General features: G+C 72.0%; 13 protein-coding genes. 9 read left to right on the top strand and 4 right to left on the bottom strand.

Going from position 1 to position 15,039, the window contains the following annotated elements:
- Positions 1-71: 71 nt before the first annotated feature.
- Positions 72-1,115: a DUF3533 domain-containing protein gene (locus ACRAKF_RS09590; RefSeq protein ID WP_447036511.1), complete on the bottom strand. Its 1,044-nt coding sequence runs from the start codon at positions 1,113-1,115 to the stop codon at positions 72-74.
- A 174-nt stretch (positions 1,116-1,289) separates the two neighbouring features.
- On the opposite strand from ACRAKF_RS09590, the gene ACRAKF_RS09585 reads away from it, so the two are divergent.
- Complete coding sequence (locus tag ACRAKF_RS09585; RefSeq protein ID WP_447036510.1) at positions 1,290-4,793, top strand: DNA polymerase III subunit alpha; 3,504 nt, start codon at positions 1,290-1,292, stop codon at positions 4,791-4,793.
- A gap of 101 nt (positions 4,794-4,894) precedes the next feature.
- Positions 4,895-5,833: a DNA polymerase Y family protein gene (locus ACRAKF_RS09580; RefSeq protein ID WP_447041898.1), complete on the top strand. Its 939-nt coding sequence runs from the start codon at positions 4,895-4,897 to the stop codon at positions 5,831-5,833.
- A 95-nt stretch (positions 5,834-5,928) separates the two neighbouring features.
- On the opposite strand, the gene ACRAKF_RS09575 is transcribed toward ACRAKF_RS09580, so the two are convergent.
- Positions 5,929-6,939, bottom strand: coding sequence for a lytic polysaccharide monooxygenase auxiliary activity family 9 protein (locus ACRAKF_RS09575; protein ID WP_447036509.1), 1,011 nt, complete (start codon positions 6,937-6,939; stop codon positions 5,929-5,931).
- Positions 6,940-7,242: 303 nt separating this feature from the next.
- Between ACRAKF_RS09575 and ACRAKF_RS09570 the strand changes: the two genes are divergently transcribed.
- Complete coding sequence (locus tag ACRAKF_RS09570; RefSeq protein ID WP_447036508.1) at positions 7,243-7,905, top strand: phosphotransferase; 663 nt, start codon at positions 7,243-7,245, stop codon at positions 7,903-7,905.
- Positions 7,906-7,959: 54 nt separating this feature from the next.
- On the opposite strand, the gene ACRAKF_RS09565 is transcribed toward ACRAKF_RS09570, so the two are convergent.
- Entirely contained in the window at positions 7,960-8,382 is a 423-nt protein-coding gene (locus ACRAKF_RS09565) for an ATP-binding protein (protein ID WP_447036507.1), read from the bottom strand.
- Positions 8,383-8,569: 187 nt separating this feature from the next.
- Between ACRAKF_RS09565 and ACRAKF_RS09560 the strand changes: the two genes are divergently transcribed.
- Entirely contained in the window at positions 8,570-9,835 is a 1,266-nt protein-coding gene (locus ACRAKF_RS09560; RefSeq protein ID WP_447036506.1) for an XRE family transcriptional regulator, read from the top strand.
- Positions 9,832-10,356, top strand: coding sequence for a GNAT family N-acetyltransferase (locus tag ACRAKF_RS09555; RefSeq protein ID WP_447036505.1), 525 nt, complete (start codon positions 9,832-9,834; stop codon positions 10,354-10,356). Before ACRAKF_RS09560 ends, ACRAKF_RS09555 begins: the two co-directional genes overlap by 4 nt.
- Before the next feature lie 34 nt (positions 10,357-10,390).
- Here ACRAKF_RS09555 and ACRAKF_RS09550 read toward each other — a convergent pair whose 3' ends face one another.
- Positions 10,391-11,077, bottom strand: a complete 687-nt coding sequence (locus tag ACRAKF_RS09550) for a response regulator (protein WP_447036504.1) — start codon at positions 11,075-11,077, stop codon at positions 10,391-10,393.
- Positions 11,078-11,274: 197 nt separating this feature from the next.
- Between ACRAKF_RS09550 and ACRAKF_RS09545 the strand changes: the two genes are divergently transcribed.
- Genes ACRAKF_RS09545 through ACRAKF_RS09530 form a run of 4 tightly spaced genes read left to right on the top strand, consistent with a single transcriptional unit; the run spans position 11,275 to position 14,810 of the window.
- Entirely contained in the window at positions 11,275-12,258 is a 984-nt protein-coding gene (locus tag ACRAKF_RS09545) for a Bug family tripartite tricarboxylate transporter substrate binding protein (RefSeq protein WP_447041897.1), read from the top strand.
- 56 nt (positions 12,259-12,314) lie between these two features.
- Positions 12,315-12,818 (top strand): tripartite tricarboxylate transporter TctB family protein, encoded by a 504-nt coding sequence (locus ACRAKF_RS09540; RefSeq protein WP_447041896.1) that lies wholly within the window; start codon positions 12,315-12,317, stop codon positions 12,816-12,818.
- A 1-nt stretch (position 12,819) separates the two neighbouring features.
- The gene (locus ACRAKF_RS09535; protein WP_447036503.1) at positions 12,820-14,328 is read left to right on the top strand and encodes a tripartite tricarboxylate transporter permease; all 1,509 of its coding nucleotides are present in this window, start codon (positions 12,820-12,822) and stop codon (positions 14,326-14,328) included.
- Positions 14,325-14,810: a GNAT family N-acetyltransferase gene (locus tag ACRAKF_RS09530; RefSeq protein ID WP_447036502.1), complete on the top strand. Its 486-nt coding sequence runs from the start codon at positions 14,325-14,327 to the stop codon at positions 14,808-14,810. The genes ACRAKF_RS09535 and ACRAKF_RS09530 overlap by 4 nt, the downstream gene beginning before the upstream one ends.
- Positions 14,811-15,039: the final 229 nt, after the last annotated feature.

Raw genomic sequence — 15,039 nt, 5'->3', positions numbered from 1 at the left:
GAAAGCAGGGCGCCCCGCCCCCGGTCTGACCGGGGGCGGGGCTCTTTCGTGCGCGCTGTCCGGGCAGGGCGCTACGCGAGGCTCTTGCCGTAGTTCGTGCCGCTGAGGTCGACCGAGCCGGACCGAGGTCTGCGGCGGGCGGACAGGGCGAGGGTCACGACGGTGCCCACGAGTGCCCAGCCGGCGAGCACGAGCAGGGGCCAGGTGATCGCGTTGCCCTCGAAGTACGCGATGGAGCGGGCGGTCCAGGTGCCCGCGCCCGGCTGTAGCCAGGGCCCGATCGCCTTCCAGAAGGGCGGCAGCATCGGCAGCGGGAAGGCGCCGCCGGCGCTCGGGTTGCCCCCGATGACGACGAGCAGGACGGCCAGGCCGATGCCCACGATGCCGGTGAGCGCCTGGAGGGCGAGCGTGATCGCGCCCACCCCGAAGATCACCAGGGCGCCGAGGCCCCACAGCCCCATGACGCTGCCGGGCAGGGCGCCGAGGATGGGCCCGATGATGACCGCGCCGCCGAGGCCGCCGACGATCGAGTAGAGCGCCATGGTGCCGAGCCTGAGCACCGCGCGCGGCAGGTTGGAGGCCCGGGAGCCCGCGCTGATCGCCAGGATCGACGCGCACAGATAGCCGCCGACGCACCAGCCGACGACCAGGTAGAAGGACGAGAGCCCGTTGAAGTCCTGGTCCGATGCCGGGGCCACGTCGACGGTCTTCACCGTGCGCTCCTGTGCCGCGTCGGCCTCGGTGGTGATCGTGGTCAGGGTCCTGGAGAGGGCGGTGCCCGCGCCGGAGGCGACCAGGAGGGTGTCGGTGGTGCCGCGCGGGTCGACGACCAGGGCGCCGTCGAGCTCACGGCTCATGATCTTGTGCCGGGCCGCCGCCTCGTCCTTGACCGTGCGCGGGTCGAGCGGCTTCCCGGGCAGCTTCCGCAGCCGGTCGGCCGTCTGCTCGGCCGCCTTCCCCGGGGCGACCACCCCGAAGGCCACGTCCTTGGGTCTCGGGTCGTGCAGCGCTCCCACGTAGGAGGCGATGAACAGGAGCTGTAGGGCGAGTACGCCGATGACGAGCAGGGCTGCTCGGGGGGTGACGGCGCTCTTGAACTCATCGGCGAACCTCATGCCTCAACGCTCCGGGGTGCCGGTCGTTTCCGCAGGTGGGCTGGGCCGAACGGACGATACGGGGAGCGCTGAGAGGGGGCCCGGGGACGCGTGTCGTACATGCGTTCGAAACTTGGTCTATGGTGGAGGCGGGGGATACGGAAACGGTTCGGTTCAGGGTTACAGGAGGTGCGTGTGCCCGGTTTCACGCATCTGCACACCGTCTCCGGGTTCTCCCCGCGGTACGGCGCCTCGCACCCGGAGCGGCTCGCCGAGCGCGCTGCCGAGCGGGGCATGGACGCCCTCGCGCTCACCGACAGGGACAGCGTCGCGGGCGCCGTCCGGTTCGCCAAGGCCTGCGCGAAGGCAGGCATCCGGCCGCTGTTCGGGGCCGAACTCGCGGTGGGCGCTCCCGCGCCCGCCAGGGGCGAGCGGCGGCGGGCCCCCGTGCGCGGAGGTGCCTTCATCGATGAGTCGACCCCGCGTGTGACCTTCCTCGCCCGCGACGGCGCCACCGGCTGGGCCGCGCTCTGCCGCCTGATCACCGAGGCGCACCGCGCCCCCGACGGGCAGCCCGTCCTGCCGTGGGACGAGAACCACGGCGAGGGCCTGACCGTGCTGCTCGGCCCCGCCTCCGACGTGGGGCGCGCGCTCGCCGCGGGCCGCCCCGACCGGGCCGCCCGGCTCCTGGCACCCTGGCGCGAGCGGTACGGCGACGCGCTGCGCCTGGAGTCCGTCTGGCACGGCCGCGAGGGCACGGGCCCGGGATCGCTCCGCCTCGCCGCGCGCACCGTCGGCTTCGCCGCCGAGCAGGGGGTGCGGCCCGTCCTGAGCAACGCCGTGCGCTATGCCGACCCCGGGCAGGGCCCCGTCGCCGACGTCCTCGACGCCGCCCGCCGCCTCGTCCCCGTCGACCCGACCAAGGAGCTCGACGGCGGGGAGCGGTGGCTGAAGGACGCCGACTCCATGCTGGGCGTCGCCGAGCGGGTCGTCGAGGCCGCGGGGTTCCGCCGCGACACCGCCCACCGCCTGCTCGAACAGACCCGGGCGACCGCCGCCGAGTGCGTGGTCGACCCCGAGGACGACATCGGCATCGGCTCCGTGTACTTCCCCGAGCCGCACCTGGTCGGCGCAGGACGCCGCACCGCGCAGCGCGTCCTCGCCTCGCGGGCCGCGGCGGGCATGGTGCTGCGCGGCTACGCCTCCCGGCGCGACTACTGGGAGCGGATGCACCAGGAGCTGGACATCATCGCCCACCACGGCTTCGCCTCCTACTTCCTCACCGTGGCCCAGGTGGTCGACGACGTACGCGGTCTGGGCATCCGGGTCGCGGCGCGCGGCTCCGGCGCCGGGTCCCTCGTCAACCACCTCATCGGCATCGCGCACGCCGACCCCGTCGAGCACGGGCTGCTCATGGAGCGGTTCCTTTCCACGCGGCGGCCGGTCCTGCCGGACATCGACATCGACGTCGAGTCGGCCCGCCGCATCGAGGTCTACCGCGCGATCATCGACCGCTTCGGCACCGAGCGGGTCGCGACGGTCGCCATGCCCGAGACCTACCGGGTGCGGCACGCCGTACGCGACGTGGGCGCCGCCCTGTCCATGGACCCGGCCGACATCGACCGGATCGCCAAGGCCTTCCCGCACATCCGCGCGCGCGATGCCCGCACCGCGATGGCCGAACTGCCCGAACTGCGGGAACTCGCCGCGGAGCTGGGCGGCAACGAGCGCTTCTGGGACCTCGTCGAGGCCCTGGACGGGCTGCCGCGCGGCGTCGCCATGCACCCGTGCGGCGTGCTGCTCTCCGACGCCTCGCTGCTCACGCGCACGCCCACCGTGCCCACCAGCGGCGAGGGCCTGCCCATGTCGCAGTTCGACAAGGACGACGTCGAGGACCTCGGCCTGCTCAAGCTGGACGTGCTCGGCGTGCGGATGCAGTCGGCGATGGCGCACGCGGTGGCGGAGGTCGAGCGCGCCACGGGCGACTCCGTGGACCTCGACGATCCGCGCCAGGTACCGCCGGACGACCCGGCGACGTACCGGCTCATCCAGTCCACCGAGACGCTCGGCTGCTTCCAGATCGAGTCGCCGGGCCAGCGTGACCTGGTCGGACGCCTCCAGCCCTCGACCTTCCACGACCTCGTGGTGGACATCTCCCTGTTCCGTCCGGGACCGGTCGCGGCCGACATGGTGCGGCCCTTCATCGAGGCCAGGCACGGCCGTTCGCCCGCCCGCTACCCGCACCCGGACCTGATGGGTCCGCTGGAGGAGACGTGCGGCGTCGTCGTCTTCCACGAGCAGATCATCCAGATCGTGGACATCATGACCGGCTGCGGACGCGGCGAGGCCGACCGGGTGCGGCGCGGCCTCTCCGATCCGGAGTCGCAGGGGCGGATCAGGCTCTGGTACGCGCAGCACGCGGCGGCCAAGGGATACGACGCCGGGACGATCGAGCGCACCTGGGGGATCATCGAGGCCTTCGGCTCCTACGGCTTCTGCAAGGCGCACGCGGTGGCCTTCGCCGTGCCGACCTACCAGTCGGCGTGGCTGAAGGCCCACCACCCGGCCGCCTTCTACGCCGGGCTGCTCACGCACGACCCCGGGATGTACCCGAAGCGGCTGCTGCTCGCCGACGCGCGGCGGCGTGGGGTGCCGATCCTGCCGCTGGACGTGAACCGGTCGGCGGTCGCCCACCGTATCGAACTGGTGTCCGAGCCTCGGCGGGCGTGGGGGCTCCGGCTCGCCCTCTCCGACGTGCACGGCATCAGCGAGGCCGAGGCCGAGCGGATCGCGGAGGGGCAGCCGTACGCCTCGCTCGTCGACTTCTGGGAGCGGGCGAGGCCCTCCAAACCGGTCGCCCAGCGGCTCGCCCAGGTCGGCGCGCTCGACGCGTTCGGCGCCAACCGGCGTGACCTGCAACTGCACCTGACGGAGCTGCGGCGCGGCACCCGGGGGACCGCCGGGGGACAGCTCCCGCTGGCCGGCGGGCGCGGCACGGCGTCGGCGGGGCTGCCCGACCTCGACGACGCGGAGCGGCTCAGCGCCGAACTCGGCGTCCTCGGCATGGACTCCTCGCGCCACCTCATGAGCGACCACGGCGACTTCCTCGCGGAGCTCGGCGTGCTCAGCGCCCGGCGCCTGCGCGAGGTCGAGGACGGGACGACCATCCTGGTCGCGGGCGCGAAGGCCGCCACGCAGACGCCGCCGCTCCGCTCCGGCAAGCGGGTCATCTTCACGACCCTGGACGACGGCACGGGCCTGGTCGACCTGGCCTTCTTCGAGGACGCGCACGAGCGGTGCGCGCACACCGTCTTCCACTCCTGGCTGCTGCTCATCCGCGGCGTGGTGCAGCGCCGCGGCCCGCGCAGCTTCAGTGTGGTGGGCGCGGCGGCGTGGAACCTGGCGGAGCTGGTGGAGCTGCGGAAGGAGGGCGGCCTGGAGGCGGTGGCGCGGCGGCTGGCGGAGCCCGAGCCCGGGCGTGAGCCGGAACCGGCCCCTGATCCGGGCGCCGGGCCGGGAACCGAACCGGGCGCCGAGCCGGGAGCCGGTCCGGGCTCCGCCCCGGCGCCCACCTCGCGGCGCATCCGGATGCCCACGGGGTTCCAGCTGAACCCCTGGGCGGACCTCCGCCCGCCGGGCGAGGGCCCCGCGGGCGTCAGCAGGAAGTTGTGGCACCAGAGTCCGGGGAGCGCGGGATGAGCGGGACGAGCCGCGGGCAGGCCGCGAGCCGCGGGCAGGCCGAGCGGAGCGGGCGGCACGCCGAGGGCGGCACCCTTTACGTGCGGTTCCTCCTGACGCCCATGTACGAGGCCGCGCTGCCCCAGCTGATGGGCCTGCTCGGCGAATTCACCCCGCAGGTGGAGGCGCTGCCGCCCGACGCCGCGCTCCTGGACCTGCGCGGCGCCCGGCGGTACTTCGGGCGGAGCGCCGTCGACCTCGCCGCGCTGATCCGCGTACGCGCACTCGCGCTGTACGGGGTGGAGTGCGCGATCGGCGCCGGGCCAGGGCCCATGCTGGCCCGGATGGCCGCGCACGGCGCCGCCCCCGGCGTGACCCGGGCGGTGCCCGAGGGCCCCGACGGCGTACGGGAGTTCCTCGCCGACCGGCCCGTCGTCGAGCTGCCCGGCATCGGCCGCGCCACCGCCCGCGCCCTCTGCGAGTACGGCCTCGACTCCCTCGGGAAGGTCGGCGCCGCGCCCCTGTCCACCCTGCAACGGCTCGTCGGCGCCCGCGCGGGCCGTGAGCTGCGCGAGAAGGCGCTGGGCATCGACCGCGGCAAGGTCGTGCCGAACTCCGCCGCGCGCTCGCTCGCCGTCGAACGGCCCTTCCCCCGCGACGAGCTCGACCCCTTCCGGCACCGCCGCGCCCTGCTCTCCGGGGCCGAGGAACTGGGCGCGAGGATGCGCGGCGAGGACCAGGTGTGCCGCACGCTGACCCTCACCGTGCGGTACGCGGACCGCTCCACGACCACCCGGACCAGGACCCTGCCGGAGCCGACCGCCCACTCCACGGCGCTGACCGTGACCGCGTACCGCATGTACGAGGCGCTCGGCCTCCAGCGGGCCAGGGTGCGCGCCCTCTCCCTGCGCGCCGAGGGCCTCGCGCCCGCCGAACACGCCAGCCACCAGCTGACGTTCGACCCGGCGGACGAGAAGGCCCGCCGGATCGAGGAGGTGGCCGACCGGGCACGGGCGAAGTTCGGCCCCGGCGCGATCGTGCCGGGAACACTGGCGGCGTAGCCCGCCCCGGGGCCATCGCCACCCGGCCCGCCGAGGCCCGCAACGCCCTCGCCACCAGCGCCCCGAGGGCGGCTTCCGCGTCTCGGCCCGGCTGATCAGCGGCCGTGGCGTCCGGCGGCGCGGCGGCGGGCCGTGGTGAACATCACCGCGGCGCCGACGGCCAGCGCGGCGGCCCCGCCGATCGCGATGTACGAGGTGGTGCCGTCACCGCCGGTCTCGGCGAGGCTGTCGTCCGCGGCGGTGACGGGCTTCCCGGCGCCGCCCTTCGCCACGGGCTCGTTGCCGGACGCCTGCGGGGCACCGCCCTCGGCGGCCGGGGCGGGCGCGGTGGCCCCGGCGCCCGTCTTGGCGTCGTCGTCACCGTGGCCGTGGTGCTCGACCGTCGACTTGCCGGCACCGGCGGCGATGTCCGCCTCGGAGGGCGCGGAGGCGACGGGGGCCGGGGCGGAGCCGGCCGAGCCGCCGCTGTCCTGTCCGCCGAAGACGACGTCGGAGCAGGTGTAGAAGGCCTCGGGGGAGTCCGAGCGCTGCCAGATCGAGTAGACGAGGTGACGGCCCGACTTCGCCGGGACCTTCCCCTCGAAGACGTAGTCGCCGTTGACCAGCTTCGGGTCGGTGACCTCGGCGAAGGGCTCGTCCTCCAGGTCCGACCACTTCAGGGGCTTCGACGGGTCGTACGAGTCCTTCGTGACGTACAGCTCGAAGGAGCCCCTGTGCGGGGCGGTGGCCTTGTAGCGGAAGGTGTGGTCGCCCGCGGAGAGCTTGCTGGAGGGCCAGTCGGCGCGCGGCAGGTCAAGACCCCGGTACTTGTCGTTGCCCGCGCTGCACAGCTCGCCGTCGGGGATGATCTCCTTCGACTTGCCCGCGGCGTTGGCGATGTTCACCCCGTTCCAGTCGTAGAGGGCCTGGGTGCCACTGGCGGCGACGGCGGCCTTGCAGGCGGCCGAGTCCGGGGACTCGGGGCCCTCCTGGAAGCAGGCCGAGACCCGGCTGACCGGGTCCGTCATCGAGCCGTGCGCGGCGGCGGGCGTGACCGAGAGGGCGGTCAGGGCCAACGGGGCGACACCGGCGGCGGCGATCACGGTGACCTTGCGACGAGCGGACATGCGGGTTCTCCTCGGGCGGTGGTTCAGGGGGTTGAAAACTAGCCCCTGAAATCCACGGAATCCCCTGCTGGGAGCGGGTGACGGCGATCCTTATGGCCGCGTTAAGGGAGGGCTAACCGGGGGCTGAGGCAGGCCGCCTATAAGCCCCGGCTTGACCAGTACGTGACGTATGGCCCGCTCCGGATCAATCCGTGGAGGTCCGTCGCGGACCGGGCAGCAGCCAGTGAGAGAGGAAGCCAGTTCCGCATCAGGCAAGGTTCGCCCTGTCGACGAGGGCTGAGCCGTCAATGCAGACTGCACCGCATGGAGTTGATCGCGCAGGGCCGGGATGCTGATGTGTATGCATTGGACGAGTCCAGGGTGCTGCGGCGATACCGGCACGGGGGACCCACCGGTCTGGAGTCGCGCTTGATGACACACCTTGCGGCATGCGGGTATCCGGTGCCACGGGTGTACGAGATCACCGACACCGACATGGTTCTTGAGCGGCTGGCCGGGCCGACGATGCTGGAGGTGCCGGCCCGGCGCCCATGGCGGGTGGGCTCGCTCGGCCGGGAGCTGGGCCGCCTGCATGACCGGCTGCATGCGTTGCCGGCACCAAAGTGGCTGCCCAAGCGGTTCAGCACGGCAGATGGTGACCGGGTGCTGCATTTGGACCTGCACCCAGGCAACGTCATTCTGACCCCGCGGGGCCCGGTAGTGATCGACTGGTGCAATGCGGGCGCTGGTGATCCGGCTGCCGATGTGGCGATGACCATGGTGACCGTGGGCAGTGCGGACGTGCCGGGGCTCGCCGCCCGCCTCGGGCGGGGGCTGTTGCTGGGCGGTATGCGCAGCGGCTGCCGGACCGACCCGGCGGGACGGGTGCAGGAGGTGGTCCGGGCGAAGCTGAATGACCCGAATCTGACGCCCATGGAGGTGGCGTGGTTGCGGCGGCATGCCGGCGACGGCACAAGGCCTGCATGAACGAGTTCGGCCCGCTCAACCTGATACCCCACCCCGGCCGGCCGGACGACGTCTTCACGCTTCTCCCCCCATCTGCATCTCGCCCCAGACCTGTTTGCCCCACGGATACAGCTCGGTGCCCCACCGCTCGGTAAGGGCGTCGACGAGTAGCAGGCCCCGGCCACGGATCTGATCACCGTTCGCGTCCGTCCGCATCATCGGCAAAGCCTTGGAGCGGTCGACGACCGCGAGGCGCACCCGGTCCTCGGCCGGGCGGGAGACGATGACGCGAATGTGGGGGAGCCGGCCGTGGTCTGCCGCGTTCGAGACCAGCTCGGTGATGACCACGGTGGCGTCATCGGTCAGCGTTTCCAGGCCCCACGCGGACAGTGCGGTACGGACGAGCCTGCGGGCGACGGCGGCGCTCTCGGGTTCCCTGGGGAGGATCTCGGAGTACCGGGGATGTCCAGTGGGGCTTGGCGTAGCGGTCACAGTCATCAGGACCTCGATGGGGTGGGGTGTGTGAACCGCCTGTGGTGTCCCCAGGCAGCGTCGGCCTTGATTCAGTCAACGACGCCCCGTTCGACAGCGGAAGGAAGAACCAGCTCGCCGTGTCTCCGGTCCGACCGGAAATTTCGACAGGAACACCACTTGCTGACGAGGTCCCGTTCACTACCGTGGGTACGTGAAGGGGAACGAAAGCCTCAGCAGCGCGATGCGGGAATGGGGCCTGACGCAGGTCGGCTTGGCCGACGCGGTGAATGCCCTGCTGATCCGTGCGGGCCACGAAGGCACGGTCGGTGACCGGACGGTGCGCAACTGGGTGACCGGGAAGACGACATGGCCCCACCTCCGGCAGCGCGAGGCGTTAGAGGCGGTGTTCGGCTGTAAGGCCGGAAGTCTGGGCTTCAGTCCACCGGCCCGACAGAGTCGTCCCGCCAGCGAACCGGAGCCACCCGTGGACCGCAGGAATTTCCTCACCGCCACCACTGGCGCGACAGCCGCCGTGGTTGTTCCTCTCGTCGGCGCCCCGCCCCGCGTCGGCTCCTCCGACGTCAGCCGGCTCCGCATGGGGCTGGATGCCCTGACGGAAGTCGACCAGAGCATGGGCGGCCACGAAGCCCTGGAGCGTGCCGCGTTGGCCGGAGCCGCCGATGCCCTGGACAAGCAGAAGCTCGGGGCCACCCAGCGCATCCGTCAAAAGCTCTTCTCCGTTGCCGCCGGGTACACCTCGGCGGCAGCCTGGAGCGCGATCGACGCTCGGCGGATGGGCCGAGCCTCCGAGCTCCTCGGCCGCGCCCTGTACCTGGCCGGGCTGGCCAAAGATCCCGGCGCGGAGATGCGGGTCTGGAACTCGTACGCGATGCTCGCCCACCATCGGGACGAGTACGCCGAAGCTGTGGATGCCGCGTACGCGGCCCAGGGGACATCCATCGCCCGGCGTCAGCCGTTCTTCGGCTCGCTGGCCCACGCCCGTACGGCCGTCGGCCACTCGAACCTCGGCGACCGCCAAGCCGCCCTGCGCTCTCTCGGATATGCCCAAGAGAGTTTGGACAAAGTGACAACGGTTGCCCCCCTGCCGTCATGGATCTCCTTCTACGGGCAGGCTGAGCTGATGGCCATGACCGCCATCGTGAGGGATCGGATCGGGGATGCCGCCGGTTCCGAGGCTGCGTCCTACCAGGCCCTAGGGGCGATTCCGAAGCAGTTCCGCAGGAACCGGGCCCTGGTCACCACTCGGCTCGCTCTGGCTCAGCTGCATCAGTGCGACGTCGACCAGGCGTGTACCACGGCTTCCACGGTCTTCACGCAGATGTCCGGTCACTCGATCCCCGGGCGTATGCGTTCTCTCCTCGGTGACTTCTACCGGGATCTGATCATGGTTGCGCCCGACGCCTCGATCGCACGAGAGTGGGGCGACCGATACCGAGCCGAATGGAGTCGACTTTGAGCGCCGTCGGCCTGGACATCCGCTACTTCGGACACGACGATCTGGCGACCATTCGCCAGACAGTCATCGAGCTGCATGCCGCAGCGGCGGGCCCTGACCGCGACGACTTCAAGAAGAGGTTTCCGTGGTTCGTGGACCACTGGGGCGGTAATCCCGACTTCGCCTGTGTGATCGCTTACGAGGACGACGAGGCTGTGGGATTCGCCTACGGAGCGCCTGCGGTGGAGGGCCGCGAGTGGTGGCGCGAGGCTCTCGACGTGGTCCCGGAGAAGTCCCGGACCTTCTCCTACTCGGAGCTGGCCGTTCACCCGAAGATGCGAAAGCGGGGTGTGGCGGACGCCCTGTCCCGCGCTCTCCTGGATGACCGGGACGAGGACCTCGTAGTCCTCCTCGTCGACATCGAGCACCCGCGAGTACAAGCGCTGTACGAGAATTGGGGCTTCCGCAAGGTCGGGGAGCGGCAGCCCTTCCCGGATTCCCCGCGCTACGCCGTCATGCTCGCCGACCTGCCGCTGAGGTAGGCCAGGCGGCCCGGCCGCTCGGAGCGAGCCCGGCTCACCCCACCCACCGGTACCGCCGCTCCGGCCGCCCCGTCCCCCCGTACCGCAGCGTCACGTCCGCGCGCCCCGTGTCCACGAAGAACTCCAGGTAGCGGCGGGCGCTGACCCGGGAGAGGGCGCCGGCCGCCGCGCACTCCGAGGCCGAGAGGCCGCCGGGGTGGTCGCGCAGCGTCTGCTCGACCAGCTCCGCGGTGTGCGCCGCGAGGCCCTTGGGGAGCCCGCGGGAGCCCGGCGGCCGAGTGCCGAAGATGCGGTCGACGTCCTCCTGGCGGGCCTCCGCGAGGCCGTCGAGCCGCGCCCGCACCGCCGCCACGTGCCGCAGCTGCTCCTGGAGCGCCGCCCGGTTGAACGGCTTGATCAGATAGTGCAGGGCGCCCGCCCGCAGCGCGGCCCGTACGATCTCCGCGTCCCGCGCGGCCGTGATGAACAGCGCGTCCACCGGCTGCCGCCCCGGGTCGCGCTCCTCCGCGGCCCGCAGCTCCCGCAGCACCGCGATGCCGTCCATGTCGGGCAGGTAGACGTCGAGGAGCACGAGGTCGGGGCGGAGCCGCTCCGCCGCGCCGACCGCCTCCGCCCCGTTGTGGGCGACGCCGACCACCGTGAAGCCGTCCACCGTGGCGACGTACCTGCTGTGCAGCTTGGCGACCATGAAGTCGTCGTCCACGACCAGGACCCTTGTCATCGCCGCAGGCTATGGGCGCGACCACAAGGACCACAACGTCCGTTGGTTCCGGAAGAGAGACAGGTTGTTAACGCCCGGGCAACATGTGGGCCACCTCACATCCCCGTATCCCTGTATCCCCGTATCCCCGCATCCCCGTCCCCCTGGGCGTCTTTCCCCCGGCGCCCCCCTCTACGTACCGACAGGTGGTGGCACACGTGCGGCTGCGCACACCCCTCGCCCTGCTCGGGGCCGCCCTCCTCGTGCTCGTGGCGCCGCCACTGCTCACCGCGGGCAGCGGCTCCGACACCGGCACACAGATCCCCGGCCTGCGATTCATGGTCCCCAACACGCCCGGCGGCGGCTACGACATCACCGCCCGCACCGCGGCGAAGAACGCCGAGGACGCCGGACTCACCCACAACATCGAGGTGTACAACCTGCCCGGCGCGGGCGGCACCGTCGGCCTGGCCCGCCTCGTCGGCGAGCACGGCAACGGCAAGCTCGCCATGTCCATGGGCCTCGGTGTCGTCGGCGCAGCCCGCTCCAACCACTCCCCGAAGAGCCTCGGCGACACCACGCCGATCGCCCGGCTCACCGAGGAGCAGGACGTCGTGGTGGTCGCCAAGAACTCCCCGTACAAGACCATCGACCAGCTCATCGAGGCGTGGAAGAAGAACCCCGGCAAGCTGCCCGTGGGCGGCGGCTCCTCGCCCGGCGGGCCCGACCACCTCGCCCCGATGCTGATGGCGCGCGCCGCCGGGATCGCCCCGAAGCAGGTCAACTACGTGCCCTTCGACGGCGGCGGCGAACTCCTCGCCTCCATCCTCGGCAGCAAGGTCGCCTTCGGCGTCTCCGGGGTCGGCGAGTACCTGGACCAGATCAAGTCGGGGGAGCTCAGGCTCCTCGCCGTCACCGGACCGAAGCGGGTCAAGGGCCTGGACGGGCCCACCCTCAAGGAGTCCGGCTACGACGTGGACTTCACCAACTGGCGCGGCATCGTCGCCCCGCCCGGACTCAGTGACGCCGAGCGCGAGAAGCTCACCACCCTCGTCAGAAAGCTGCACGCCTCGCCCGAGTGGAAGAAGTCCCTCAAGACCAACGGCTGGGACGACGCCTTCCTGGCCGGCGACGAGTTCGGCGACTTCCTCGACGCCCAGGACAAGCGTGTGGTGTCCGTGCTGAAGGAGCTGGGACTGTGACCACGCCCGACGCCACCTCCAGTGGCTCCCCGGACACCACCTCCGCAGGCGGCGACGTGCGCTCCCGCCGCTCCTGGCTGCGCGAGCACTCCGAACTCGGCGTGAGCGTCCTGCTGCTCGCCCTCGGCGCGATCGTCCTCATCGACGCGCTCACCATGGACGTGGAGATCACCCAGCGCGGCCCCATCGGTCCCAGGACCGTGCCGATCGCCGTCGGCATCGGGCTGCTCGTCGTCGCCGTCCTGCTCGCCGTCGACGTGCTGCGCGGCGGCCGCGGCGAGGCCGAGGGCGGCGAGGACATCGACCTGTCCGAACCGGCCGACTGGCGGACCGTCCTGCTCCTGGCGGGCGTCTTCCTCGCCACCGCCGTCCTCATCGAACCGCTCGGCTTCCCCATCGCCGGCGCCCTGCTCTTCTGGGGCTCCGCCTACGCCCTCGGCAGCCGCCACCTCGGCCGCGACCCGCTGATCGCCGCCGGGCTCTCCGTGGTCACGTACGAGATCTTCAACAACCTGCTCGGCGTTCCGCTGCCCGGCGGTCCCCTGATGGGAGTTCTGTGACATGAACGCCTTCAACTCCCTGATGGACGGCTTCGGTACCGCCCTCACCCCGATCAACCTCCTCTGGGCCGCCGTCGGCGTGCTCCTGGGCACCGCGATCGGCGTACTGCCCGGCATCGGGCCCGCGATGGCCGTCGCCCTGCTGCTCCCCGTGACGTACGGCCTCGAACCGACCGGCGCCTTCATCATGTTCGCCGGCATCTACTACGGAGCGATGTTCGGCGGCTCGACGACCTCGATCCTGCTCAACACCCCCGGTGAGAGCGCCGCCGTCGTCGCGGCCATGGAAGGCCATCCGATGGCCAGGGCGGGGCGGGGCGCGCAGGCCCTCGCGGCCGCCGCCATCGGGCACTTCGCGGGCGGCATGATCGGCACACTCCTTCTCGTCGCCCTCGCGCCGACCGTGGCCGACCTCGCCGTGGACATCGGCGCGCCCGACTACTTCGCGATCATGGTCCTCGCGTTCATCGCCGTGACCTCGGTCCTCGGCTCCTCCCGCATCCGGGGCCTCGCCTCGCTGCTCATCGGCCTCACCATCGGCCTGGTGGGCCTGGACCAGATGACAGGGCAGCAGCGGCTCACCTTCGGCTCGCTCCAGCTCGCCGACGGCATCGACGTGGTGATCGTCGCGGTCGGCCTCTTCGCCATCGGCGAGGCCCTCTGGGTCGCCGCGCACCTGCGCCGCACCGGCGGCGAGGCGATCCCCGTGGGCCGCCCCTGGCTGGGCAAGGCGGATGTGCGGCGCACCTGGAAGTCCTGGCTGCGCGGCCCCTTCATCGGCTTCCCCTTCGGGGCGATCCCGGCGGGCGGCGCGGAGATCCCGACGTTCCTCTCCTACGTCACCGAGAAGCGCCTGTCCAAGCACAAGGACGAGTGGGGCAAGGGCGCCATCGAAGGCGTCGCAGGCCCCGAGTCGGCCGCCTCCGCCTCGGCCGCGGGCACCCTCGTCTCCATGCTGACGCTCGGCCTGCCCACGACCGCCGTCGCCGCCGTGATGCTCGCCGCCTTCCAGCAGTACGGCATCCAGCCGGGCCCGCTGCTCTTCGAACGCGAACCCGACCTCGTCTGGGGCCTCATCGCCTCGCTCTTCGTCGGCATGGTGCTGCTGCTCGCCCTCAACCTGCCGCTGGCCCCCCTCTGGGCGAAGCTGCTGCGCATCCCGCGGCCCTACCTCTACGCGGGCATCCTGTTCTTCGCGGCGGTCGGCGCCTACGCGGTCGGCGGCGAACCCATCGACGTCGTCATCCTGCTCGTCATCGGCCTGATCGGCTTCGGCATGCGGCGCTACGGGCTGCCCATCCTGCCCGCGGTCATCGGCGTCATCCTCGGCCCCAACGCCGAGCAGCAGCTGCGCCGCGCCCTCCAGATCAGCGACGGCAGCGTCGGCGGCCTCGTCGACACACCGTTCTCCCTCACCGTCTATGGCCTCATCGTCCTGATCGTGGCCTGGCCGTTGTTGAAGAAGGCGCTGGTGCGGGCCCGCCGCCGTGACGTAGACGTGGAGGCATGACCGAGACGACACAACAGTTCACGGACATCCGCCCCGCCACCGCCGCCGACATCCCCGCCGTACGAGCGGTGACGGACGCGGCGTACCACCCCTACATCGAGCGCATCGGGCGCCGCCCCGCCCCGATGGAGGCCGACCACGCGGCCGATGTGGCGGCGGGGCGGGTGTACGTGACCGGGGACCCGGTCGTCGCGCTGCTCGTCCTCGTCCCGGTCACCGCACCGGGCGAGGACGCCCATCTCTTCCTGGAGTCGATCGCGGTCCACCCCGACGCCGCGGGCCGGGGGGTGGGCCGCCGGCTGCTCGCCTTCGTGGACGCCCACGCACGGTCACTGGGGCTCGGCGAGATCCGGCTCTACACCAACGCGTTGATGTGGGAGAACCAGAAGATCTACCCCCGCTACGGTTACGACCTCGTGGAGCGGCGCCTCGACGGCCCCTACGACCGCGTGCACTACCGCAAGCGGCTCCACGGCGGCTGAGGGCGTCTCAGAGCCTGTGTCATAACCCCGGCCGGGCGCGCGACGCCTGGCACGCACTCCCCCACGCCTGAACGGCGCGGGGGGACCCCCATGCGGCGTTGCCGAAACGTCCTAGTAGCTCCTCCCCCAGGCCTGAAGGGCCTGGGGGGACCCCCATCGAGGACGCTCCGGCGCCTTGCGATCGCACGCACCAGACGCCGCACGCTGATCCGACCGGGGTTATGACACA

It is taken from the genome of Streptomyces sp. DSM 118878, from assembly GCF_052936595.1.
This window is presented reverse-complemented; position numbering and strand designations above follow the sequence as displayed.